The organism is Mycobacterium sp. SMC-21 (assembly GCF_045310825.1).
Classification (GTDB): Bacteria; Actinomycetota; Actinomycetes; order Mycobacteriales; family Mycobacteriaceae; genus Mycobacterium.
Genome location: NZ_JBJIAO010000001.1, coordinates 267,105 through 289,633 on the forward strand (window position 1 = coordinate 267,105; position 22,529 = coordinate 289,633).

Here is a 22,529-nt window from a genome sequence, read left to right on the forward strand (position 1 = left end):
GCTTTCCAGCGTACGGCGGGTCAGGCTCGGTGAAAACGAAAGACTAGTGCTCTTGCTCTTCGAACCGGGCGATCGAGCGGGCCAGCTCTTCTTCGGCCTCCTTGCGGCCGACCCAGTCGGCGGCCTTGACGAACTTGCCCGGCTCCAGGTCCTTGTAGTGGACGAAGAAGTGCTTGATGGCGTCCAGCTCGAACTCCGAGATGTCGCTGACGTCCTGGATGTGGTCCCAACGCGGGTCACCGGCGGGGACGCACAGCAGCTTGTCGTCGCCGCCGGCCTCGTCGGTCATCTTGAACATGGCGACCGGGCGGGCGTCGACGATGCAGCCCGGGAAGACAGACTCGGTCAGCAGCACCAGCGCGTCCAGCGGGTCGCCGTCCTCGCCGAGGGTGTTCTCGAAGAACCCGTAGTCGGTGGGGTAACCCATCGGGGTGAACAGGTAGCGGTCGAGCTTCACCCGTCCGGTCTCGTGGTCCACTTCGTACTTGTTGCGCGAACCCTTGGGGATCTCGATGACGACTTCGTGCTCCACCGGGAGACTCCTTAGCTCTGTGCTGATAACGGGCTACACCTTAGACGAGCGATACCCTGCTGAGTGACCCGTACGAGTTCAGGAGCAACATGCGGCCCACCCGGTGGCGCCGATCGACCCACGTGGTGATCGGTGTGGCAGTTCTCGTGCTGGTTGCCGCGCTGGTGGCGGCCGCCGCGGTGATGACGCGGCACGATGCCGTCCCGGCAGCCGGGGCGACGGTCAAACCCCAACCCGCGCTCGTCTCGCCCCGACCAGCCGTGCAACCGGTCTCCGACAACGCGCCGCAAGTGGTGCCCGCGGAGCTCGCCGCCGTGCTGGCGCCGCTGGCCGCCAACCCGAATCTCGGCATTCTCGGGGGCCGGATCACCGATGCCATCACCGGTACTCAGGTGTGGGGGCTGAGCGAGAACGTCCCGCTGCAGCCCGCATCCACCAACAAGACCCTCACGGCGGCCGCGGCCCTGCTGACCCTCGACCGCAACGCCCGGCTGACCACCACGGTCGTGTCCGGCGACACCCCGGGCGTCGTGGTGCTCAAGGGCGGCGGCGACCCGACGCTGTCGGCGGCGCCGCCGGGCACCGACACCTGGTACGGCGACGCGGCCCGGATTTCCGACCTGGCCGACCAGGTCCGCAAGGCCGGCGTCACGCCCCGCGCCATTCAGGTCGACACCAGCCTCTACTCGGGCCCGACCATGGCGCCGGGCTGGGACGTCGCCGACATCGAGGGCGGTGACTGGGCGCCGATCCAGTCGGTGATGGTCGACGCCGGTCGCGTCCAGCCCACGACGGTCGAGTCCAAGCGCTCGACGACACCGGCCCTCGACGCCGGACGCGCCCTGGCGGCCGCGCTGCGGGTCGACCCCGCCAACGTGACCCTTCGCACCAGCCCCGCCGGCGGCCAGCAGCTCGCGGCAGTGCAATCGCCGCCGCTGATCGAGCGCCTGCGCGAGATGATGGGCGCCTCCGACAACGTGATGGCCGAGTCGATCGGCCGGGAGGTCGCCGCCGCGGTGAACCAGCCGCAGAGTTTCGACGGCGGGGTACGTGCCGTTCTCGGACAGCTGGCGAAGGCCGGACTGACCACCTCGGGTGCGACGCTGTTCGACGCCAGCGGCCTGTCGGTCAACGACCGGCTCACCGCCACGGTCCTGGACGACGTCGTCAACGCGGCCGCGGGCACCAGCGAGCCCCGACTGCGCCCGCTGCTCGACGTCCTGCCGATCGCGGGCGGCAGTGGCACGCTGTGGAACCGCTACGCCGACACCTCGTCGGCCGGATACCTGCGCGCGAAGACCGGTTCACTGACCGGCACCAACGCGCTGGCGGGCATCGTCACCGACCAGAGCGGGCGGGTCCTGACCTTCGCGCTCATCTCCAACAACGCCGGTCCGGAAGGACGCACCGCGCTGGACGCCCTCGCCGCGGCGTTCCGGTCCTGCGGGTGCGGCACGTGAGCCGGAAACCGACCGTCGGCCGGGCCGTCGACTGGGGCTTCGCTGCCACGGTCGGGGCAAAGCTGACCCGCCCGGAACCGGCGACCACCGACTACACCCGCAACCAGGTACGAGTACAGCTCGCCGATTCGGCGCGCCGGGCCGAGCTCCCGGTGCGCGAGGTGACGCTCCTCAACGAGGGCGCCGAAGTGCCCGAAGCGCGCGTCGTCGACCGGCAGGACTGGGTGCGTGCTGCCGCCGACTCCATGCGGGTGATGACCGGTGGCGAAACCTCCAGTCCCACAGGCCTGGCCGCGAAGCTGGGCGGACGGATCGCCGGGGCGCAGACGGGCGCGGTGCTGGCGTTCGTGTCGTCGGGCATCCTCGGGCAGTACGACCCGTTTGCGGCGAACGGGGGCGAACTGCTTCTCGTCGCCCCGAATGTGCTTGCCGCGGAACGGCAGTTGAAGGTCGAGCCCGCCGACTTCCGGCTGTGGGTGTGCCTGCACGAGGTGACGCACCGCGTGCAGTTCCGCGCGAACCCGTGGCTGACCGAACACATGTCACAGGCGCTCGCCGTGCTGACCGACGAATCCGGTCTGGATGCCGGTGACGTCATCGGCCGACTGGCGGAGTACGTGCGGGCGCAGCGTGACGGCGACGCCGACGCGAATTCGCAAGGCATTCTGGGCATCATGCGCATCATGCAGTCCGACGAGCAGCAGCGTGCGCTGGATCAGCTGCTGGTGCTGGGGACGCTGCTGGAAGGGCACGCCGATCACGTCATGGACGCCGTCGGCCCGGCGGTCGTGCCGTCGGTCGCCACCATCCGCAGCCGGTTCGACGAGCGCCGCCACCGCAAACAGTCCCCGTTGCAACGGATTGTCCGCGCCCTGCTCGGGGTCGACGCCAAGATCGCCCAGTACACCCGCGGCAAGAAGTTCGTCGACGAGGTGGTGTCGACCGTCGGCATGAAGCGGTTCAACGCGATCTGGACCGATGCCGAAACCCTGCCGCTGCCAACCGAAATCGACGAGCCGCGGCGATGGATCGATCGAGTGCTCTGACCCCGCTGCGCGCGGCCGTCACCGCCTTCGCGCGCCGGCACCCGGCCGACCGGTGGTGCGTCGGGCTCTCCGGTGGCGCCGACTCGCTGGCACTGACCGCCGTCGCCGCCGCCCTCAAACCGACCGTCGCGCTGATCGTCGACCACGGCCTGCAAACCGGATCGGCCGACGTGGCTGCCACTGCGGCGGCACAGGCCCGGCAGTTGGGTTGCGTTGACGCGCAAGTGCTCTCCGTCGATGTCGGTACCGACGGCGGGCCGGAAGCCGCGGCCCGCACGGCGCGCTACGCCGCCTTGGACGCCGCCCGCGACGGTGCTCCGGTGCTGCTCGCGCATACCCTCGACGACCAGGCCGAGACGGTGTTGCTCGGCCTGGGTCGCGGCTCGGGCCCGAGATCCATTGCCGGCATGCGGGTTTGGGACCCACCGTGGGGACGGCCCCTGCTGGAGGTGCGGCGCGCCGACACCGAAGCGGTCTGCGCCGAACTGGGACTGACGCCCTGGCGGGACCCGCACAACACCGACCCGCGCTACACCCGGGTCCGGCTGCGCACCGAGGTGCTGCCGCTGCTGGAGGACGTGCTCGCCGGTGGCGTCGCGCCGGCCCTGACCCGTACCGCCGCCGCGCTGCGGGAGGACAACGACGCCCTCGACGCCCTGGCCGCCGGGCACCTGGCCGCACTGCGCGACGGCGAGGGCCTCACCATTGCCGGGCTCGAGGACCTGCCCGCCGCGCTGCGCCGCCGGGTGATCCGCGGTTGGCTGCTGAGCGTCGGCGCCACCACGCTCACCGACGTCCAGCTGCGCGCCGTCGACGCGCTCGTCGCGGATTGGCACGGGCAGGGCGGCGCCGCCGTCAGCTCGCCGCTGCGGTACCAGCGATTGATCGTGACCCGCCGCGCCGGACAGCTCACAGTCGCCGCCCGGCCCGTGTGAGCGACCGCCGAGCGGGACGGTCTTGGTACTCGGCGCGGAGGCATGGCACGCTGTTGCCGTGGATCTGTATCCGGGTGACATCAAGTCGGTTCTCCTGTCTCAGGAGCAGGTTCAGGCGCGCATCGCCGAGATGGCCGCGCTGATCGCCGAGGACTACCGCGCCGACGCGGGCGACCAGGATCTCCTGCTGATCACGGTGCTCAAGGGCGCGGTCATGTTCGTCACCGACCTGGCCCGCGCGATCCCGCTGCCGACCCAGCTCGAGTTCATGGCGGTCAGCTCGTACGGGTCGTCGACCTCGTCGTCGGGCGTCGTGCGCATCCTCAAGGACCTCGACCGCGACATCAGCGGCCGTGACGTGCTGATCGTCGAGGACATCATCGACTCGGGCCTTACGCTGTCGTGGCTGCTGCGCAACCTCGCGACGCGGGGCCCGCGCTCCCTACGGGTGTGCACGCTGCTGCGCAAGCCCGACGCCATGCGCGCCGACATCGACGTCGCACACATCGGCTTCGACATCCCCGACGAGTTCGTCGTCGGCTACGGCCTGGACTACGACGAGCGCTACCGTGACCTGCCGTACATCGGCACGCTCGATCCGAAGGTGTACGAACAGCACTAGTCGGAGCAGAATCCGGAGCATGGACACCGCCCTCCGGATCTGCCCCTTCTGCGAAGCCACCTGCGGCCTGACCCTCACCCTCGAGGACGGCCGTGTCACGGGCGCGCGTGGTGATCACGATGACGTCTTCAGCGCGGGCTTCATCTGCCCCAAGGGCGCCAGCTTCGGTGAGCTCGACAACGATCCGGACCGGCTGACCCGCCCGCTCGTCCGCCGTGACGGCGTACTGACCGAGGCCACCTGGGACGAGGCCTACGCTGTCGTCGCCGATCGGCTCGGCGCGGTGATCGCCGCGCACGGCGGCGCGTCGGTCGGGGTCTACCTCGGCAACCCGAACGCGCACACGATCGCGGGTGCGCTGTATGCCCCGCTGATCCTCAAAGCCCTGGGCACCCGCCAGGTGTTCAGCGCCAGCACGCTCGACCAGATGCCCAAACACGTTGCGCTGGGCCTGATGTTCGGCAGCCCGGGCGCGTTCACCGTGCCCGACCTCGACCGCACCGACCATCTCGTGATCATCGGCGCGAATCCGCTGGTGTCCAACGGCAGCGTGACCACGGCCGCCGATTTCCCCGGCAAGCTGCGGGCGCTGAAGAAGCGCGGCGGCAAGCTCGTCGTGATCGACCCGGCGCGCACCCAGACCGCCAAGCTCGCCGACCGGCATCTGGCGCCGCGCCCCGGGACCGACGCGGCGCTGCTGCTCGCCGTCGTGCATGTGCTGTTCGACGAAGGTCTGGTCGATCTCGGTGCGAACGCCGAGCACGTCATCGGCGTGGAGCAGGTCCGCGCGCTGGCCGCCGACTTCGCGCCCGAGGCTGTCGAACAGGCCTGCGGCGTCGGCGCCGACGAGATCCGCGAACTGGCCCGTGAGCTCGCGGGGGCGCCGACGGCGGCGGTGTACGGCCGGATCGGCACCTCCACAGTCGAATTCGGCACGATCGGCAGCTGGCTCGTCGACGTCATCAACATCCTCACCGGCAACCTGGACCGGCCCGGCGGGGTGATGTTCCCGCTCGGCGCCGCGGTCCCGGCGCCGCGGCCACCGAAGCCGGGCCGCGGCTTCCGGACGGGCCGGTGGGCCAGTCGGGTCTCGGGCTACCCCGAGGTGATGTCCGAATTGCCGGCCACCGCGCTCGCCGAGGAGATCGACACCGCGGGCGAGGGGCAGATCAAGGCGATGATCACCATCGCCGGGAACCCGGTGCTGTCCGCGCCGGACGGCGACCGGCTCGACAAGGCCTTGGACAGTGTCGAATTCATGCTGTCGGTCGACCCGTATCTCAACGAGACCACGCGGCACGCCGACGTCATCCTGCCGCCGCCCCCGCCTTCGCAGAGTCCGCATTTCGACGTGCTGCTCAACAACCTCGCGGTGCGCAACAACGTGCGATACTCGCCGCCGGTGCTGCCGCTGGCCGACCGGCCGGGCGAGGCCGAAATCCTGTCGCGTATCGCGTTGATCCTGACCGGTCTTGGGGCACAAGCGGATCCCGCCCTGGTCGACGCGCAGGTGATCGCGCTGACCTTGGCCAAGGAGACGCAAGACCCGGATTCCCCGGTCGCCGGCCGCGACGTCGACGAACTGACGGCCATGCTCCCCGCCAGCCCCGGCTATGAGCGCCGCCTCGACATGATGCTGCGGCTCGGGCCCTACGGTGACGCCTTCGGCGCCAAGCCCGACGGGCTAACCCTCGAAAAGCTCAAGGCCAACCCGCACGGCATCGACCTGGGCGCCATGCGGCCGAGAATCCCTGAGGTGCTCCGAACCCCCAGCGGCAGAATCGAACTCGCGCCGGAGCCGATCGTCGCCGACGTGGCACGACTACGCGAGGCGCTGAGCCGCTCGGCCGGCGGCTTCCTGCTCATCGGCCGCCGCCACCTGCGCTCCAACAACAGCTGGATGCACAACCTGCCCGCGCTCTCGGGTGGCTCCAACCGCTGCACGCTGCAGATTCACCCCGACGACGCCGCCGACCTCGGCCTCACCGACGTCGCGATCATCAAGGGCCCGGGCGGCGAACTGCTGGCCCCGATCGAGGTGACGGACGTGATGCGGCGCGGCGTGGTGTCGCTGCCGCACGGTTGGGGCCACAACCGCGGTGGCACCGGTCAGCAGCTCGCGAGCAGCCATCCGGGCGTCAACGTCAACCAGCTCAACGACGGCACCCACCTGGACCGGTTGTCGGGCACCGCGGTGCTGAACGGCATTCCGGTCGAAATTGCCGCGGCGGGCTAACCGAGTTCCCAGATCACCGTCACCGAGAAGCTGACGGTCTGCTGACCGGGGGACAGCGGCACGGCTTCGGCCATCGCCATCCGCGGCGCCGGCAACGGCGTCGGGGTGGTGCCGCCGGTGGCCTCGGAGATCGAGATCACCTTGCCGAGGCTCAACCCGGACAGCTGCGCGTACTGCTGCGCGCGGTCCTTGGCGTCGTCGAAGGCGTGCGTGCGGGCGTCTTTCACCAGCTGCGAGTCGTCGTCGATCGAGTACGCGACGTTGCTGATCCGCGTGGCATTACCGCCCGCGGTGACGATCTTCGCCAGCACCTGCGACGCGGTGTCGAGCTTGCGGACCTTGATGTCGATGGTATTGCTGGCCCGGTATCCGGTGATGACGGCGTCGCGGTAGTCCGGCTGCAGCTCGACCTGCTTGGTGGCGATGTCCTTGTTGTCGATGCCCGCCCCGGACAGCGCATCGATCACGGCCTGCTGACGGCTGCTGGTCTGGTTCATGGCGGCGGTGACGTCGGGCGCCGTCGCCTCGATGGACGCGGTGACGTTCAGGGTGTCCGGCGTGCCCTGGACCTTGCCGTTGCCGACGACTGTGACCTGGCGGCTCTCCGGCTTGGCGTCGTCGGAACCGCAGCCGGCGACGCCGACGGTGGTGGCGATCGCAAGTCCGGCGAGGGTCAGGGCGGCAGTACGTCGGGTCGCAAATGGCATGGTTGTCAGCGTACCGACGCGTCTTTGTTGTGCTCGGCGATCGCGTTGCCGACGGCCTCGCCAACCCGGCCGAACAGCTGGTCGCGCAGGCCTTTTGCCCATTCGTGCGAGGCGCGTGGCGCGGTGAGCTGGCCCTTGAAATGGGGGATCACCTCGCGGGCGAACAGTTCGTAAGAGTGCATGGTGGCGGCAGGCGGCGCCCAGTCGTGGCCCAGCATCAGGAACGTGCCGAAGCCGCCGGACCGGTCCAGCATGTCCTGGATGTAGCCGATGCAGTCGGCGGGCGTGCCGATACAGCAATTGCCTTTGGCCGCATAGTCTTCGACGAACTGCCGGGACGTCGGCGCCGGTCCGGTCTGGCTGCCCAGCGGGACGAAGCCGGCCGCGCCGAAGTAGTTCGAGAAATCCTCCAGACCGTAGGTGCAGTCCTCGATGGCCTGCTCCCGGGTGTCGGCCAGGTGCACGACGCCCAGCACCCGCCAGCTGCGCCGGTCGGGCTCGGGCCGGCCGGCTTTCGCGGCCTGGTCGCACACCAGGTCCCACGTGGTCTCGAGGGCGGCGTAGCCGCCGGGCACCGACATCGACAGCGACAGCAGCGACGTGCCCAGCTGCCCGGCCAGTCGCGGACCGGAAGGGGAAACCATTGCCGCCGTGGATATCTCGGGATACGGCCAAGTGTACGGCCGGATGTGCAGCGCGGCGTCGCGCAGCGTGAACCAGTCGGTCTCCCGCGTGATGCGCTCGTCGGGTGCGGCGCGGAACAGGGCCAGGATGGCCTCGAGGGATTCCTGCTGCATGCGGCGCTGGTCGACGGGGTCGATGCCCATCATGTAGGCGTCCGACGGCAGCGCGCCCGGACCGGTCCCGAACATCACCCGGCCGCGGGTCAGATGGTCGAGCAGTACCCAGCGGTCGGCGACCATCAGCGGGTGGTGGTACGGCAGCGACACCACGCCCGGTGCCGAATCGGATGTTCTTGGTGCGTTCGGCGGCCGTGGCGATGAAAACCTCGGGGCAGGCGATCAATTCGTACCCGCCGGAATGGTGTTCGCCGTACCAGACCTCGTCGTAGCCCAGCCGGTCCAGCCGGACGGTGCGTTCCAGGTCGTATTCCAGTGCGGTGGTGGGAGATTGGCCGACCGGGTGGAACGGTGTGATGAAGGCCCCGAAATCCAGTGGGCGACCCGTCATTTCACTCCTCCGATGAAGTCGATGAGGATGGCGTTGACCTCGTCGGGCCGTTCCTGCTGCAGCCAGTGCCCGGCGCCGTCGATCATGACCTCGCGGTAGTCGCCGGTGACGACGTCCCGCACCCGGTCGCGCGGCGTGAAGCTCAGGACCGGATCGGCAGTGCCGCCCACGAACAGTGTCGGCACCGTGATGGTCGCGGCGGGGGTGGTCTCCGTCAGCTTCCAGTTCCGGTCGAAGTTGCGGTACCAGTTCAGCGGACCGGTGAAACCGCTCTCGGTGAAAGCCCTGACGTACGTCTCGAATTCGTCTTCGGGGAGCCAGTCCGGCAGCGGCGGCAGCGGGGTGTCCGCCAGCGAGTCCGGCGGCGCGGCGAAGCCTTCCTCCGCGACCATCCGGCGCATCGTGCTGCGCGGATCGCGGCCCAGTGCCGAGTCGGCCACGCCCGGCTCCTGGAAGTACAGGATGTAGAAGTAGTTGTCGCCGACCCGCCGGCGCCAGATTTCCGTCGGCGGCGCCGATGCCCGCGGCACCGGCGGCACACTCAGCGCGGCGACCGCCCGCACCCGGTCGGGGTGCAGCAGTGCGAAGTTGCACACCACGGGCGAGCCCCAGTCGTGCCCGACGACCACCGCGCGCTCGGCGCCGACGTCGTCGAGCAGTCCGGCCAGGTCCCCGGTGAGGTGGATGATGTCGTAGTCCTCGATGGCTGCCGGGCGCGACGAACAGCCGTAGCCGCGTTGGTCGGGGGCCAGTACGTGGTAGCCGGCCGCGGCGAGCGCCGGGATCTGGTGCCGCCAGGAGTGCGCGAGCTCGGGGAAGCCGTGCGCCAGCACCACGACTGGTGCGCCGCGGTCGCCGGCTTCGGTGACCTGCAGCTGCACGCCATTGGTCTCGACTAACCGTTTGGTGGACGTCATCACCGTTTCACCAAAGCACAGGTTTCCCTCCGGGAACTGCCGATCGTTTGCATAGCGGTAACCTGTGAACTATCCCGCATCTGTGTATCGGAAGGACCTGGCCGACGAGTATTCGCCGGCCGAAATATGTCGATGAAGCGAAAAAACGTCATCCGCACCCTGACCGTCGTCGCGGTCGTGTTGCTGCTGGGTTGGTCTTTCTTCTATTTCAGTGATGACACGCGCGGTTATCACCAGGTCGACACGTCTGTCGCGGTCGCCCAGATCAACGCCGGGAACGTCACCGGCGCCCAGATCGACGATCGCGAACAGCAGGTCCGGCTGGACCTGAAGAGCGTCAGCGCCGACACCGACAACAGCAACAAGATCATCACGTCGTTCCCGACGGGCTATGCGGTGCCGCTGTTCGATGCGCTCAACGGCAAGAACGTCAAGACCAAGACCGTCGTCAACCAGGGCAGCATCCTCAGCTCGCTGCTGATCTACCTGCTGCCGCTGCTGCTGCTCGTCGGCCTGTTCTTCATGTTCTCCCGCATGCAGGGCGGCGGCCGCATGGGCTTCGGCTTCGGCAAGTCGCGCGCCAAGATGCTCGGCAAGGACATGCCGAAGACGACGTTCGCCGACGTCGCGGGTGTCGACGAGGCCGTCGAAGAGCTCTACGAGATCAAGGACTTCCTGCAGAACCCGAGCCGCTACCAGGCCCTCGGCGCCAAGATCCCCAAGGGCGTGCTGCTGTACGGCCCGCCGGGAACGGGTAAGACGCTGCTGGCCCGCGCGGTCGCCGGTGAGGCCGGGGTTCCGTTCTTCACGATTTCCGGTTCGGACTTCGTCGAGATGTTCGTCGGTGTGGGCGCCTCCCGCGTGCGTGACCTGTTCGAGCAGGCCAAGCAGAACAGCCCGTGCATCATCTTCGTCGACGAGATCGACGCCGTCGGCCGCCAGCGCGGCGCCGGCCTGGGCGGTGGCCACGACGAGCGCGAGCAGACGCTGAACCAGCTGCTGGTCGAGATGGACGGCTTCGGCGACCGCCAGGGCGTCATCCTGATCGCCGCCACCAACCGGCCCGACATCCTCGACCCGGCCCTGCTGCGCCCCGGCCGCTTCGACCGGCAGATTCCGGTCTCGGCACCCGACCTGGCCGGCCGCAAGGCCGTGCTGCGGGTGCACTCGGCCGGCAAGCCCATCGCCCCCGACGCCGACCTCGACGGCCTGGCCAAGCGCACCGTCGGCATGTCCGGCGCCGACCTGGCCAACGTCATCAACGAGGCCGCGCTGCTGACCGCCCGCGAGAACGCCACCGTGATCACCGGCCCGGCGCTGGAGGAAGCCGTCGACCGTGTCGTCGGTGGTCCGCGCCGCAAGGGCCGCATCATCAGCGAGCTGGAAAAGAAGATCACCGCGTACCACGAGGCCGGGCACACGCTGGCCGGCTGGGCCATGCCGCACCTGGACCCGGTGTACAAGGTGACGATCCTGGCCCGCGGCCGCACCGGTGGGCACGCCGTCGCCGTCCCCGAGGACGACAAGGGCATGCAGACCCGCTCCGAGCTCATCGCGCGGCTGGTCATGGCCATCGGCGGCCGGGCCGCCGAGGAGCTGATCTTCCGTGAGCCCACGACCGGCGCGGTGTCCGACATCGAGAACGCCACCAAGATCGCCCGCGCCATGGTCACCGAGTTCGGCATGAGCGCCAAGCTGGGCGCCGTCCGGTACGGCACCGAGCACGGTGATCCCTTCTTGGGCCGCACCATGGGCACCCAGGCTGACTTCGGCCACGAGGTCGCCCGCGACATCGACGACGAGGTGCGCAAGCTCATCGAGGCCGCGCACACCGAGGCGTGGGACGTGCTGACGCAGTACCGCGACCAGCTGGACGCCCTGGCCGGCGAGCTGCTCGAGAAGGAGACGCTGCACCGGCCCGACCTGGAGCGCATCCTGGCCGACGTCGAGAAGCGGCCCCGCCTGACGCTGTTCGACGACTTCGGTGGCCGGATTCCGTCGGAGAAGCCGCCCATCAAGACGCCCGGCGAGCTGGCCATCGAGCGCGGCGAGCCGTGGCCCCCGCCCGTCAAGGAGCCGGCGTTCAAGGCGGCCATCGCCGCGGCCAGCCAGGCCGCCGCCGGATCCGGCGTGAACGGCACCAACGGCGCGCACGCCGCGCCGAACGGCCAGCCCCAGCACGGGCAGACCCAGCCGAATTACGGCGCACCCGCGGGCTGGCAGGCTCCGGGCTGGCCGCCGCAGGGACCGCAGCAGCACGGCCACGGCCACCACGCCCAGCCGGGCCAGTGGTACCCGCAGCCGGGCTGGGGACAACCCGGTCCGTCGCAGGGCTACCAGCCGTACCCGCAGCAGCCGGCGCCGCCGCCTGCCAAACCCAACGACGAGTAGGCGCATAGATGACGCGGTCGCAGATCCATTCGGCCAGGCTCACCCCGCCGAAGTTCGATCACGATCGAGCCGAGGCAGCAGTGCGTGAGCTGCTGCTCGCCGTGGGCGAGGACCCGGACCGGGACGGGCTCCGGGACACCCCCGGCCGTGTCGCCCGCGCCTTCCAGGAGATCTTCGGCGGGCTGTACACCGACCCCGATGCCGTGCTCGACACCACCTTCGACGAGGGTCACGACGAGCTGGTGCTGGTCAAGGACATCCCGATGTACTCGACCTGCGAGCACCACCTGGTTTCGTTCCACGGCGTCGCGCATGTCGGCTACATCCCGGGTGAGGACGGCCGGGTGACGGGACTGTCCAAGATCGCCCGCCTGGTCGACCTGTACGCCAAGCGGCCCCAGGTGCAGGAACGGCTGACCGGCCAGATCGCCGACGCGCTGATGCGCAAGCTGAACCCGCAGGGCGCCATCGTGGTGGTCGAGGCCGAGCACCTGTGCATGGCGATGCGCGGCGTCCGCAAGCCCGGCGCGGTGACGACCACCTCGGCGGTGCGCGGCCAGTTCAAGACCTGCGCGTCGTCGCGAGCCGAGGCGCTGGATCTGATCCTGCGGAAGTGAACCCCGTCCGCACGCGCGTGATGGGCGTGGTCAACGTCACCGCCGACTCGTTCTCCGACGGCGGCCGCTTCCTCGACCACGACCGCGCCATCGAGCACGGTCTGGAGCTGGCAGCGCAGGGCGCTCAGATCATCGACGTCGGCGGAGAATCCACGCGGCCCGGCGCGGCCCGGCTGGATCCCGAGGTCGAACGCGGCCGCGTCCTGCCGGTGATCAGAGAGCTTGTGGCACAAGGCATCACGGTCAGCGTCGACACCATGCACGCCGACGTGGCCGAGGCCGCGCTGGAATGCGGCGTGCACATCGTCAACGACGTGTCGGGTGGCCGGGCCGACCCGAACATGGCCCCGCTGCTGGCCGGCGCGCGGGTGCCGTGGGTGCTGATGCACTGGCGCGAGGTCGACGCCGCGCAGCCGCACCGGATTCCGGAGTATCCCGACGTCGTGGCCGATGTCCGGGCCGAACTGCTCACCGCGGTCGACGACGCGGTGGCTGCCGGCGTGGAGCCGGGCAACCTGATCATCGATCCGGGCCTGGGCTTCGCCAAGTCGGCGCAGCACAATTGGGCGCTGCTGCGGGCGCTGCCCGAGTTCGTGGCCACCGGTATCCCGGTGCTGGTCGGGGCGTCGCGCAAGCGGTTCCTCGGCACCCTGCTGGCGGATGCCGACGGGACGCCGCGCGAGCCCGACGGCCGGGAGACGGCCACCGCGGTGATCTCGGCGCTGGCGGCGCAGCAGGGCGCGTGGGGAGTGCGGGTGCATGATGTGCAGGCGTCGGTGGATGCGGTGAAGGTGGTGCAGGCCTGGCATGGCTGATCGAATCGAATTGCGCGGCTTGACCGTTCGCGGGAATCACGGCGTCTTCGACCATGAACGCGAGGACGGCCAGGACTTCGTCGTCGACATCACGGTGTGGATCGACCTGGCCGCCGCCGCGCTGAGCGACGAGCTGTCGGACACCCTGGACTACGGCAAGCTGGCGCAGCAGGCCGCCGACATCATCGCGGGGCCGCCGCGCAATCTGATCGAGACGGTGTCGGCCGAGATCGCCGACTCGGTGATGACCGACCAGCGTGTCCACGCCGTCGAGGTGGTGCTGCACAAGCCCAGCGCTCCGATCCCGTTGACGTTCAAGGACGTTGCGGTCGTGGCGCGCCGGTCGAGGCGGGGCGGCCGAGGGTGACGACCGTGGTCCTGTCCATCGGCTCCAACCTCGGTGACCGGCTCGCTCACCTGCAGTCGGTGGTCTCGGGGCTGCGCGGTGCGGTACGCGCGGTCTCACCGGTTTATGAGACGGCGGCCTGGGGCGGTGTCGAGCAGGGGCCGTTCCTCAATGCCGTGTTGCTGGCCGACGATCCCGGCCTCGACGGCCCGGGGTGGCTGCGGCGGGCCCACGAGTTCGAGAACGCGGCGGACCGCGTGCGCGAACAGCGTTGGGGGCCACGCACTCTCGATGTCGACATCGTCAGCTGCCACGACGGCGACGTCGAAGTGCGCTCCGACGATCCGGTCCTGACACTGCCGCACCCGCTGGCGCATCAACGCGCCTTCGTGCTGGTGCCGTGGCTGGCGGCCGACCCCGGCGCCCAACTGCGAGGTGTTCCGGTCGCCGAACTGCTGGCCGCCATCGACGCCGTCGAACGCGACGGCGTGCGCCGTACCGACCTGGCTCTGGTGCCCTGATGGGACCGACCCGGAAGCGGGACCTGGCCATCGGCACGGTGCTGGCCACGGTCGTCGCGTACCTGCTGGTGATCCTGGTGTACCGCTGGTTCCCGCCGATCACGGTGTGGACGGGGTTGTCGCTGTTGGTTTTTGCCGCCGCGGAGGCGGGCTGGGCATTCTTCCTGCGCGCCAAGATCTCGGGCGGTGACATCGGGGTGGGGGGCGGCCGGATCCATCCGCTGGCGGTCGCGCGGTCGGTCGTGGTGGCCAAGGCGTCAGCCTGGGTCGGGGCGCTGGCCCTCGGCTGGTGGCTCGGCGTGCTCGGTTACGTGCTCCCGCGGCGCGGCGTCCTGCGCGTGGCGGCGGCCGATTTCCCGGGTGTGACGGTCGCCGCGGTGAGCGCGCTGGCCCTGGTGGTGGCGGGTCTGTGGTTGCAGCATTGCTGCCGCGCGCCGCTGGACCCGCCGGAGAAGTCCGACGGCGCAACCGAATAGGTAACGATCCGTCCGGACGGGGTGTCGGTCGACCTGCGATGGGAAGGCAAAACGGTACAGTCAGCCCATGATCGATCCGACCCGGGCTGCGCGCGGCAGGCGTGCGAACCGCAGGCCGGGTTGGTTGCTGCTGACGGCGTTGCTGGTGCTGGCGATCATCGCCAGTTCCGCGCTGGTGTTCACCGATCAGGTCGAGTTGCTGAAACTCGCTGTTGTCATTGCCCTGTGGGCCGCGGTGGCGGCGGCGTTCGCCTCGTTCATCTACCGGCGCCAGGCTGATCTGGACCAGGCCCGGGCCCGCGACCTCAAGCTCGTCTACGACCTGCAGCTGGACCGCGAGATCGCGGCGCGCCGTGAATACGAACTGTCGCTGGAATCGCATCTGCGCCGTGAGCTCGCTTCCGAACTGCGCGCCCAGTCGGCCGACGAGGTCGCGGCGCTGCGTGCGGAGCTGGCCGCGCTGCGCGCCAACCTCGAGTTCTACTTCGACACCGATCTGGCGCACCGCCCGGCGCTCGAGACCGACCGCACCGGGCAGGCCGCGCCGGTCGGCCGCGTCGTCGCCAGCCGGATCGACACCGAGGACCGGCCCGACCTGATGTCTGAGCCGAACACCGAAGAGAGCCCCATCATCGACGTGGCGGCCGAGCCGCATGTGCCGCCGGACCCCTGGGCGCCACCACCCCCGCCGCCGCAGCCGCCGTTCGGTGGCGCGCACCGTCGTCCGCCGGAGCCGGGCCCGTCCGACTGGCAGCCGACCCCGGCCGAAGGCCAGTGGATTCCGGCCGGTCAGCCCGGCAGCAACTGGGCTGCCGCGACGCCGGAACCGGCGCCGCCCCCGCCCCCGCCGCCGGTCCAGGACCGCGGACCCGAACCGACCATGACGCTGCCGGTCGTCCCACCCGCTCCCGAGCCGGCTCCCGAACCGCCGCGCCGGGGCCGTCACGGGGCCCCCATGGAACCGGCCACTGCGCCGCCCGCGACGGAGACCCCTGTCACATCCGGCCGTCGGCGCCGAGCCGAGCCGGACGATGAACCCGCAGGTCAGCACGTTGGCGGGCAGCCGGCGGCCGAATTGCTGGCGCGGCTGCAGGCCAATCCCAGCGGCGGCGGCCGTCGACGTCGCCGCGAGGACTGAGCTACGCTCTGCGGTGACCGTCCGGTACCTGCCGAGCAGGACTGGAACGAGGAGAAACCACCAATTGTGAGGTCGCTGCAATGAAGCAGCTCGACGGACTGCGTCCGGCCCGGCTCACTGTCGGAATCATTTCCGCAGGGCGGGTCGGCAGTGCGCTGGGTGTTGCGCTGGAGCGCGCCGACCACGTCGTCGTCGCGTGTAGCGCGATCTCCCATACGTCGCGCGGCCGTGCCGAGCGCCGGCTGCCCGACACCCAGGTGCTGCCCGCGCACGACGTCGCCGCCAAGGCCGAACTCCTGCTGCTGGCCGTGCCGGACGCCGAGCTGACGTCCGTCGTCGCCGGCCTGGCGGCCACCGGATCGGTCCGTCCCGGCACCATCGTCGTGCACACCTCGGGCGCCAACGGCATCGCCGTGCTGGCCCCGCTGACCGAGCAGGGCTGTATCCCGCTGGCCATCCACCCGGCCATGACGTTCACCGGCTCGGACGAAGACATCACCCGGCTGTCGGAGACGTGTTTCGGCATCACCGCGGCCGACGACATCGGCTACGCCATCGCCCAGTCCCTGGTTCTCGAGATCGGCGGCGAACCGTTCCGGGTTCGCGAAGACGCCCGCACGCTCTATCACGCGGCCCTGGCGCACGCCGGCAATCACGTCATCACCGTCGTCCTCGACGCCGTCGAAGCCCTGCGCGAGGCGCTCGCGGGGCAGGAACTGCTGGGGCAGGAACTGGTCACGGGTGACCCCGCCGGCATCGCCGAACGCATCCTCGCGCCGCTGGCGCGGGCCTCCCTGGAAAACGCGCTGCAGCGCGGGCAGAGTGCGCTGACCGGCCCGGTGGCTCGCGGTGACGGCGCCGCTGTCGCCGCCCATCTGCATGCCATGGCAGAAGTGAATCCCGAACTGGCGCAGGCATATCGGGCCATGTCGCTGCGCACCGCACAACGTGCCCACGCACCCGAAGAGGTTTTCGCCGTGTTGAACGACTCAGGGAGAGCGCAGTGACCGATCGCAGGCCGCCGAAGTTCACCGCCGGCGAGCTGAACCTCTACACCAATCCGACCGACGTGTCGGATGTGTCGCGGGTGCTGCGCGCCACCGGGCGCCGGGTGATGCTCGTGCCGACCATGGGCGCGCTGCACGAGGGGCACCTGGAGCTGGTGCGCTCCGCCAAGAAGGTGCCCGGCGCCGTCGTGGTGGTGTCGATTTTCGTCAACCCCTTGCAGTTCGGCGCGGGGGAGGACCTGGATGCCTACCCGCGGACGCTGGACTCCGACGTCGAGCTGCTGCGGGGCGAGGACGTCGACATCGTGTTCGCGCCCAGCGCCGCCGCGATGTACCCCAACGGCCGGCGCACCACGGTCGTGCCCGGCCCGCTGGGCGCCGAGCTGGAGGGCGGCTCCCGCCCGACACACTTCGCCGGGATGCTGACCGTGGTGCTCAAGCTCCTGAACATCGTGCGGCCCGACCGCGCGTTCTTCGGCGAAAAGGATTACCAGCAGCTGGTTCTGGTGCGCCAGATGGTCGACGACCTCGACCTCGACGTGCGCATCCAGGCGGTGCCGATCGTGCGCGAGTCCGACGGACTGGCCATGTCGTCGCGCAACCGCTACCTCGATGCTGAACAGCGCGAGCAGGCCGGGGCGTTGTCCGCGGCGCTGCTCGCCGGTAAGTACTCCGCGTCGCACGGCGCGGCCGCCGCACTCGATGCGGCCCGGGCGGTCCTCGACGAGGTACCCGCCATCGACGTCGACTATCTGGAAGTCCGGGACCCCTGGCTGGGTCCGGCACCGGCCTCGGGCCCGGCCCGGATGCTGGTGGTGGGCCGGCTCGGCACGACCAGATTGTTGGACAACATCGCCATCGACATCGGTGCATCCGCAGGGATCGACGGTCACCCCAATGTGGGGTCTGCCTTAGACCAGGACGGAAACCACGAATTACCTTGGAGGAATTGATGTTTCGCACCATGCTGAAGTCCAAGATTCACCGGGCCACGGTGACGCAGGCGGACCTGCACTACGTGGGTTCGGTGACCATCGACGCCGACCTGATGGACGCCGCCGACATCCTCGAGGGTGAGCAGGTCACCATCGTCGACATCGACAACGGCAACCGGCTGGTCACCTACGCCATCACCGGTGAGCGCGGCACCGGCATCATCGGGATCAACGGTGCCGCAGCGCATCTGATCCATCCGGGTGACCTGGTGATCCTCATCGCCTACGCCACCATGGACGATGCCGAGGCCCGCACGTACCAGCCGAACGTCATCTTCGTCGACGCGCAGAACCGGCAGATCGACTTCTCGCACGACGCCGCGCACGTCCCGGACGGCGTCGACGGCCTGCTGTCACCGCGGTAACGCCGGTGCTGCTGGCAATCGATGTCCGCAACACCCACACCATCGTCGGGTTGATCTCCGGCTCCGGAGATCACGCAAAAGTGGTGCAGAACTGGCGGATTCGGACCGAGTCGGAGGTGACGGCCGACGAGCTCGCGCTAACCATCGACGGCCTGATCGGTGACGACGCCGAAAACCTGCTCGGTGCAACGGGTTTGTCGACGGTGCCGTCGGTGCTGCACGAAATCCGGGTGATGCTGGACCAGTACTGGCCGAAGGTGCCGCACGTGCTGATCGAGCCGGGTGTGCGCACCGGCATCCCGCTGCTGGTCGACAACCCGAAAGAGGTCGGGGCCGACCGCATCGTCAACTGCCTTGCGGCGTACCACAAGTACGGCACCGCGGCCATCGTCGTCGACTTCGGGTCGTCGATCTGCGTCGACGTCGTCTCGGCCAAGGGTGAGTTCCTCGGTGGTGCCATCGCGCCCGGGGTCCAGGTGTCCTCTGATGCGGCCGCGGCCCGTTCGGCGGCGCTGCGCCGCGTCGAGCTGACCCGGCCGCGGTCGGTGATCGGCAAGAACACCGTCGAGTGCATGCAGGCCGGTGCGGTGTTCGGTTTCGCGGCCCTGGTGGACGGCCTGGTGAACCGCGTGCGTGACGATGTCGACGGCTTCGACGGAAACCACGTCACCGTGGTGGCCACCGGTCACACCGCGCAGCTGGTGCTGCCCGATCTACGGACCGTGCAGCACTACGAGAAGAACCTCACGCTCGACGGCCTCCGCCTGGTCTTCGAGCGCAACCAGCGCAACGCCCGCCGGGCCTAGAAGAACGTCCGGACCAACTCGACCACCCGGTGGTCGGCGTCGAGCACCGGGATCAGCTGCCACTTGTCGAACACCGTGCACGGGTGTGAGATGCCGAATTCCAGCCAGTCACCGACGGCCAGGTCCTGGTCGGCCGGTGCCAGCCGCAGGTAGGCGTGCTGGTCGTTGAGCTTCTCGACGCGGCTGTCGGGCCGCCCGTACGGCACGGGCAGGTCCTGGTCGAACGAGACGTCGCGGCGGCCCATGCCCACGATGGCGAGGTCGGGCTCGGGCCGGGACAGCACCTGCGCCCACACGCTGAGCGCGGGCTCCAGGTGGGCGCTGTCGGTGCGGCCGAGCGGCGTCGTGCGGGCGTAGAGACCGTCGTCGTGCGTCAGGTAGCAGCCGCTGCGCAGGACGGTCTGCACCGTCATGCCGTCGGGCCAACCGGTCAGGATGTCGGCGACCAGGTCGAAGTACGTGCTGCCGCCGGCCGTCGCCAGGATCTCGTCGGTCTCGAACAGCGTGTGCAACCGGATGACGGTGTCGCGCATGGTCTGCAGGTACGCCGAGACGGCAGCCACCGCGGCGTCACCGACCTCATGGCCGGTGGCCGCCTCGTATCCGGCGACGCCGACGAGCCGCAGCCGGTCCGAGTCCACCGCCGCGCGCGCCACGGCGTCGACGGTCTCGGCGTCGCGGCAGCCGGTGCGGCCGCCCGGCTGGCCGATCTCGACGCAGACGTCCACCTGGCGGCGCCGGCCGGTCAGCGCGGACGTCATCAACTGCACGCCACGCACCGAGTCCACCCAACAGGTCAGCTCGAAGTCGGGATTGGCGTCCAGCTCGGCGGCCAGCCAGCGCAGCCCGGTGACGTCGACGAGCTCGTTGGCCAGGATGATCCGGCGCACCCCGAACGCCCGAAACACCCGGACCTGGCTGATGGTGGCGGCCGTGACAGCCACTGCTCCCGCGCCGAGCTGACGGGCGAGAAGCTGCGGTGACATGTGGGTCTTGCCGTGCGGCGCGAGCTGTACGCCCCGGCGCCGGCACCAGCGCGCCATGGTGACCATGTTGTGCACCAGCGGCTGGGTACGCAGTGTGCACACCGGCGACACCGCGCCGTCGGCGAACAGACTGGGGCGTCGCCGGCACACCTGAGCAGGCGTCTGGCCCCACCACGAGGCCGGCAGTCCCTTGAATTTCCAGTCGATCGGCTCGTGGTCCAGCGCGTCTACGGCGGACTGCTCGAAACTGGTGGCCATGGGCTTCATTTAAGCTGGCATTTCGTGAGCGAAGCCGACAGCCCCGACATTCCCGAGCAGTTCCGCATCCGCCAGGCCAAGCGTGAGCGGCTGCTGGCCGAGGGGCGCGACCCGTATCCGGTCGAGGTGCCGCGTACCCACACCCTGGCCGAGCTGCGGGCGGCCTATCCGGAGCTCGCCGCGGACACCGCGACCGGTGACATCGTCGGCGTCGCAGGGCGTGTGGTGTTCGCCCGGAACTCTGGAAAGCTGTGCTTCGCGACGCTGCAGGAGGGTGACGGCACCCAGTTGCAGGCCATGCTGAGCCTGGACAAGGTGGGCCAGGAGTCGCTCGATGCCTGGAAGTCCGACGTCGACCTGGGCGACATCGTCTTCATCGAGGGCGAGGTCATCAGCTCCCGGCGCGGGGAATTGTCTGTGCTTGCCCAGAACTGGCAAATTGTGTCCAAGGCGCTGCGACCGCTTCCCGTCGCGCACAAGGAATTGAATGAAGAGACGCGGGTCCGGCAGCGGTACGTCGACCTGATCGTGCGGCCCGAGGCCCGCAATGTCGCCCGCCAGCGCATTGCGGTGGTGCGGGCATTGCGTTCGGCATTGGAGCGTCGCGGTTTTCTCGAAGTCGAGACCCCGATGCTGCAGACGCTGCCCGGTGGCGCTGCCGCCCGGCCATTCATCACGCACTCCAACGCGCTCGATGCGGATCTGTACCTGCGCATCGCGCCCGAGTTGTTCCTGAAGCGCTGCCTGGTCGGTGGCTTCGAGAAGGTTTTTGAGCTTAATCGGAACTTTCGCAACGAGGGCGCGGATTCCACGCATTCACCGGAATTTGCGATGTTGGAGACTTATCAGGCCTACGGCACATATGACGATTCCGCGATTGTGACGCGTGAGCTTATTCAGGAGGTTGCCGACGAGGCCATTGGTACCCGAATGGTCCCGCTGCCGGACGGTTCCACCTATGACCTCGATGGTGAATGGGCGACCATCGAAATGTATCCGTCGTTGTCGGAAGCGCTGGGTGAGGAGATCACCCCGGAGACTTCGGTCGAGTACCTGTGGAAGGTGGCCGAACGGCTCGGCGCCGAGATTCCCAGGGACCGCGGATACGGCCACGGGAAATTGATCGAGGAACTGTGGGAGCACACCGTCGGCGATCACCTTTGGGCGCCGACCTTCGTCCGGGATTTCCCGGTGGAGACCACGCCGCTCACTCGGGCCCACCGCAGTATTCCGGGCGTTACAGAAAAATGGGATCTGTATGTCCGGAAGTTCGAGCTCGCCACCGGATATTCGGAGTTGATCGATCCGGTGATTCAACGCGAGCGTTTCGAGGCGCAGGCGCGTGCCGCCGCTGCCGGTGATGACGAGGCAATGCGACTTGATGAGGATTTCCTTATCGCATTGGAGTATGCGATGCCGCCGACGACCGGAACAGGAATGGGACTCGACCGCTTGCTCATGGCGTTGACGGGGTTGACGATTAGGGACACGGTTTTGTTCCCGATTGTGCGGCGCCAAGCCGACTGAAAACTGAGCTGACCCTGAGACTTGTTGAAGGAATTGAACTCCTATGCCAGCATTGTTATGGCAGAGTCGATTCTGCATTTTTCCGAGGCAGAAGGGTTAGTGTGGGCCGATGGCAAAGAAAGTGACTGTCACGCTCGTCGACGATTTCGACGGTGAAGGTGCGGCGGATGAGACGGTCGAATTTGCTCTCGACGGGGTGAACTACGAGATCGACCTCACCACCAAGAACGCCACCAAGCTTCGGAATGATTTGAAGAAATGGGTCGAGGCCGGCCGTCGTGTCGGTGGTCGCCGCCGCGGCCGCGCCAGCACCGGCGCGACAGGGCGGGGCCGCGCGTCCATCGACCGTGAGCAGAGCGCCGCGATCCGGGAATGGGCGCGCCGCAACGGCCACAATGTCTCCAGCCGGGGCCGTATTCCGGCGGAGATCATCGACGCGTTCCACGCCGCCACCTGAGCCGGCGGGCAACAAAAATCAGGGTTGCCCGCGGTTTCTCTGTTCGCTTTCGGCGTAGCCCGGTCAGGCCGATCCGGGAAACGTTTCATAGCCCCAGCGCGTTGGCCTTTTCGCAGCGCTGAGTGGCCCCGCGAGCTAGGGGATACCGCAGGGCACGCATGGTCGCCGCCCATTAGAG

Annotated in this window: 22 protein-coding genes and 1 pseudogene; 18 read left to right on the forward strand and 5 right to left on the reverse strand. The window is 69.1% G+C overall.

Features of this window, described 5'->3' with window-relative positions; all coding sequences use genetic code 11:
* Window positions 1–43: 43 nt before the first annotated feature.
* Window positions 44–532 (reverse strand): inorganic diphosphatase, encoded by a 489-nt coding sequence (locus tag ACJH6H_RS01250; RefSeq protein WP_135356445.1) that lies wholly within the window; start codon window positions 530–532, stop codon window positions 44–46.
* A gap of 89 nt (window positions 533–621) precedes the next feature.
* On the opposite strand from ACJH6H_RS01250, the gene dacB reads away from it, so the two are divergent.
* The 5 genes from dacB to ACJH6H_RS01275 are packed head-to-tail and all read left to right on the forward strand — an operon-like array spanning window position 622 to window position 6,831.
* Complete coding sequence (gene dacB, locus ACJH6H_RS01255) at window positions 622–1,992, forward strand: D-alanyl-D-alanine carboxypeptidase/D-alanyl-D-alanine-endopeptidase (RefSeq protein WP_406774094.1); 1,371 nt, start codon at window positions 622–624, stop codon at window positions 1,990–1,992.
* On the forward strand, window positions 1,989–3,038 hold the full coding sequence (locus ACJH6H_RS01260; protein WP_406774095.1) for a zinc-dependent metalloprotease: 1,050 nt from the start codon (window positions 1,989–1,991) through the stop codon (window positions 3,036–3,038). Before dacB ends, ACJH6H_RS01260 begins: the two co-directional genes overlap by 4 nt.
* Window positions 3,017–3,973, forward strand: coding sequence for a tRNA lysidine(34) synthetase TilS (gene tilS, locus ACJH6H_RS01265; protein WP_406774096.1), 957 nt, complete (start codon window positions 3,017–3,019; stop codon window positions 3,971–3,973). Before ACJH6H_RS01260 ends, tilS begins: the two co-directional genes overlap by 22 nt.
* 22 nt (window positions 3,974–3,995) lie before the next feature.
* On the forward strand, window positions 3,996–4,595 hold the full coding sequence (gene hpt, locus ACJH6H_RS01270; RefSeq protein WP_346415065.1) for a hypoxanthine phosphoribosyltransferase: 600 nt from the start codon (window positions 3,996–3,998) through the stop codon (window positions 4,593–4,595).
* Window positions 4,596–4,614: 19 nt separating this feature from the next.
* Window positions 4,615–6,831 carry a molybdopterin-dependent oxidoreductase gene (locus ACJH6H_RS01275; protein ID WP_406774097.1) on the forward strand — a complete coding sequence of 739 codons (2,217 nt, stop codon included), beginning with the start codon at window positions 4,615–4,617 and terminating at the stop codon, window positions 6,829–6,831.
* Here ACJH6H_RS01275 and ACJH6H_RS01280 read toward each other — a convergent pair.
* The 3 genes and pseudogenes from ACJH6H_RS01280 to ACJH6H_RS01290 form a co-directional block, all read right to left on the reverse strand.
* Window positions 6,828–7,538, reverse strand: coding sequence for an SIMPL domain-containing protein (locus ACJH6H_RS01280; RefSeq protein WP_318985397.1), 711 nt, complete (start codon window positions 7,536–7,538; stop codon window positions 6,828–6,830). The two genes, ACJH6H_RS01275 and ACJH6H_RS01280, sit on opposite strands and share 4 nt — an antisense overlap.
* Before the next feature lie 5 nt (window positions 7,539–7,543).
* A pseudogene (locus ACJH6H_RS01285) lies at window positions 7,544–8,729 on the reverse strand (LLM class flavin-dependent oxidoreductase).
* Window positions 8,726–9,646, reverse strand: a complete 921-nt coding sequence (locus tag ACJH6H_RS01290; protein WP_305798790.1) for an alpha/beta fold hydrolase — start codon at window positions 9,644–9,646, stop codon at window positions 8,726–8,728. The pseudogene ACJH6H_RS01285 and the gene ACJH6H_RS01290 overlap by 4 nt, the downstream one beginning before the upstream one ends.
* A 132-nt stretch (window positions 9,647–9,778) precedes the next feature.
* On the opposite strand from ACJH6H_RS01290, the gene ftsH reads away from it, so the two are divergent.
* The 11 genes from ftsH (at window position 9,779) to ACJH6H_RS01345 (ending at window position 19,123) form a co-directional block, all read left to right on the forward strand.
* Window positions 9,779–12,037 (forward strand): ATP-dependent zinc metalloprotease FtsH, encoded by a 2,259-nt coding sequence (ftsH, locus tag ACJH6H_RS01295; RefSeq protein ID WP_212807294.1) that lies wholly within the window; start codon window positions 9,779–9,781, stop codon window positions 12,035–12,037.
* A gap of 8 nt (window positions 12,038–12,045) precedes the next feature.
* Window positions 12,046–12,654: a GTP cyclohydrolase I FolE gene (gene folE / locus ACJH6H_RS01300; RefSeq protein ID WP_406774098.1), complete on the forward strand. Its 609-nt coding sequence runs from the start codon at window positions 12,046–12,048 to the stop codon at window positions 12,652–12,654.
* Between the two features lie 20 nt (window positions 12,655–12,674).
* Entirely contained in the window at window positions 12,675–13,469 is a 795-nt protein-coding gene (folP, locus tag ACJH6H_RS01305) for a dihydropteroate synthase (protein WP_135356526.1), read from the forward strand.
* Window positions 13,462–13,836: a dihydroneopterin aldolase gene (gene folB, locus ACJH6H_RS01310; RefSeq protein ID WP_135356456.1), complete on the forward strand. Its 375-nt coding sequence runs from the start codon at window positions 13,462–13,464 to the stop codon at window positions 13,834–13,836. Before folP ends, folB begins: the two co-directional genes overlap by 8 nt.
* Window positions 13,833–14,336: a 2-amino-4-hydroxy-6-hydroxymethyldihydropteridine diphosphokinase gene (gene folK / locus ACJH6H_RS01315; protein WP_406774099.1), complete on the forward strand. Its 504-nt coding sequence runs from the start codon at window positions 13,833–13,835 to the stop codon at window positions 14,334–14,336. The genes folB and folK overlap by 4 nt, the downstream gene beginning before the upstream one ends.
* On the forward strand, window positions 14,336–14,812 hold the full coding sequence (locus ACJH6H_RS01320) for a DUF3180 domain-containing protein (protein WP_212807292.1): 477 nt from the start codon (window positions 14,336–14,338) through the stop codon (window positions 14,810–14,812). The genes folK and ACJH6H_RS01320 overlap by 1 nt, the downstream gene beginning before the upstream one ends.
* Before the next feature lie 67 nt (window positions 14,813–14,879).
* Complete coding sequence (locus tag ACJH6H_RS01325; RefSeq protein ID WP_406774100.1) at window positions 14,880–15,950, forward strand: DUF6779 domain-containing protein; 1,071 nt, start codon at window positions 14,880–14,882, stop codon at window positions 15,948–15,950.
* An 80-nt stretch (window positions 15,951–16,030) separates the two neighbouring features.
* Window positions 16,031–16,957 (forward strand): Rossmann-like and DUF2520 domain-containing protein, encoded by a 927-nt coding sequence (locus ACJH6H_RS01330; RefSeq protein ID WP_406774101.1) that lies wholly within the window; start codon window positions 16,031–16,033, stop codon window positions 16,955–16,957.
* Window positions 16,954–17,910, forward strand: a complete 957-nt coding sequence (panC, locus tag ACJH6H_RS01335; protein WP_135356461.1) for a pantoate--beta-alanine ligase — start codon at window positions 16,954–16,956, stop codon at window positions 17,908–17,910. The genes ACJH6H_RS01330 and panC overlap by 4 nt, the downstream gene beginning before the upstream one ends.
* The gene (panD, locus tag ACJH6H_RS01340; RefSeq protein ID WP_020100918.1) at window positions 17,910–18,317 is read left to right on the forward strand and encodes an aspartate 1-decarboxylase; all 408 of its coding nucleotides are present in this window, start codon (window positions 17,910–17,912) and stop codon (window positions 18,315–18,317) included. The genes panC and panD overlap by 1 nt, the downstream gene beginning before the upstream one ends.
* A 5-nt stretch (window positions 18,318–18,322) precedes the next feature.
* Window positions 18,323–19,123 carry a type III pantothenate kinase gene (locus ACJH6H_RS01345; protein ID WP_135356462.1) on the forward strand — a complete coding sequence of 267 codons (801 nt, stop codon included), beginning with the start codon at window positions 18,323–18,325 and terminating at the stop codon, window positions 19,121–19,123.
* Here ACJH6H_RS01345 and ACJH6H_RS01350 read toward each other — a convergent pair.
* Complete coding sequence (locus tag ACJH6H_RS01350) at window positions 19,120–20,367, reverse strand: alanine racemase (protein ID WP_212807288.1); 1,248 nt, start codon at window positions 20,365–20,367, stop codon at window positions 19,120–19,122. The two genes, ACJH6H_RS01345 and ACJH6H_RS01350, sit on opposite strands and share 4 nt — an antisense overlap.
* Window positions 20,368–20,391: 24 nt before the next feature.
* Between ACJH6H_RS01350 and lysS the strand changes: the two genes are divergently transcribed.
* Both lysS and lsr2 read left to right on the forward strand, forming a co-directional pair.
* Window positions 20,392–21,894, forward strand: coding sequence for a lysine--tRNA ligase (gene lysS, locus ACJH6H_RS01355; protein WP_135356464.1), 1,503 nt, complete (start codon window positions 20,392–20,394; stop codon window positions 21,892–21,894).
* A 109-nt stretch (window positions 21,895–22,003) separates the two neighbouring features.
* On the forward strand, window positions 22,004–22,351 hold the full coding sequence (lsr2, locus tag ACJH6H_RS01360; RefSeq protein WP_020100914.1) for a histone-like nucleoid-structuring protein Lsr2: 348 nt from the start codon (window positions 22,004–22,006) through the stop codon (window positions 22,349–22,351).
* The last annotated feature ends 178 nt before the right edge of the window (window positions 22,352–22,529 follow it).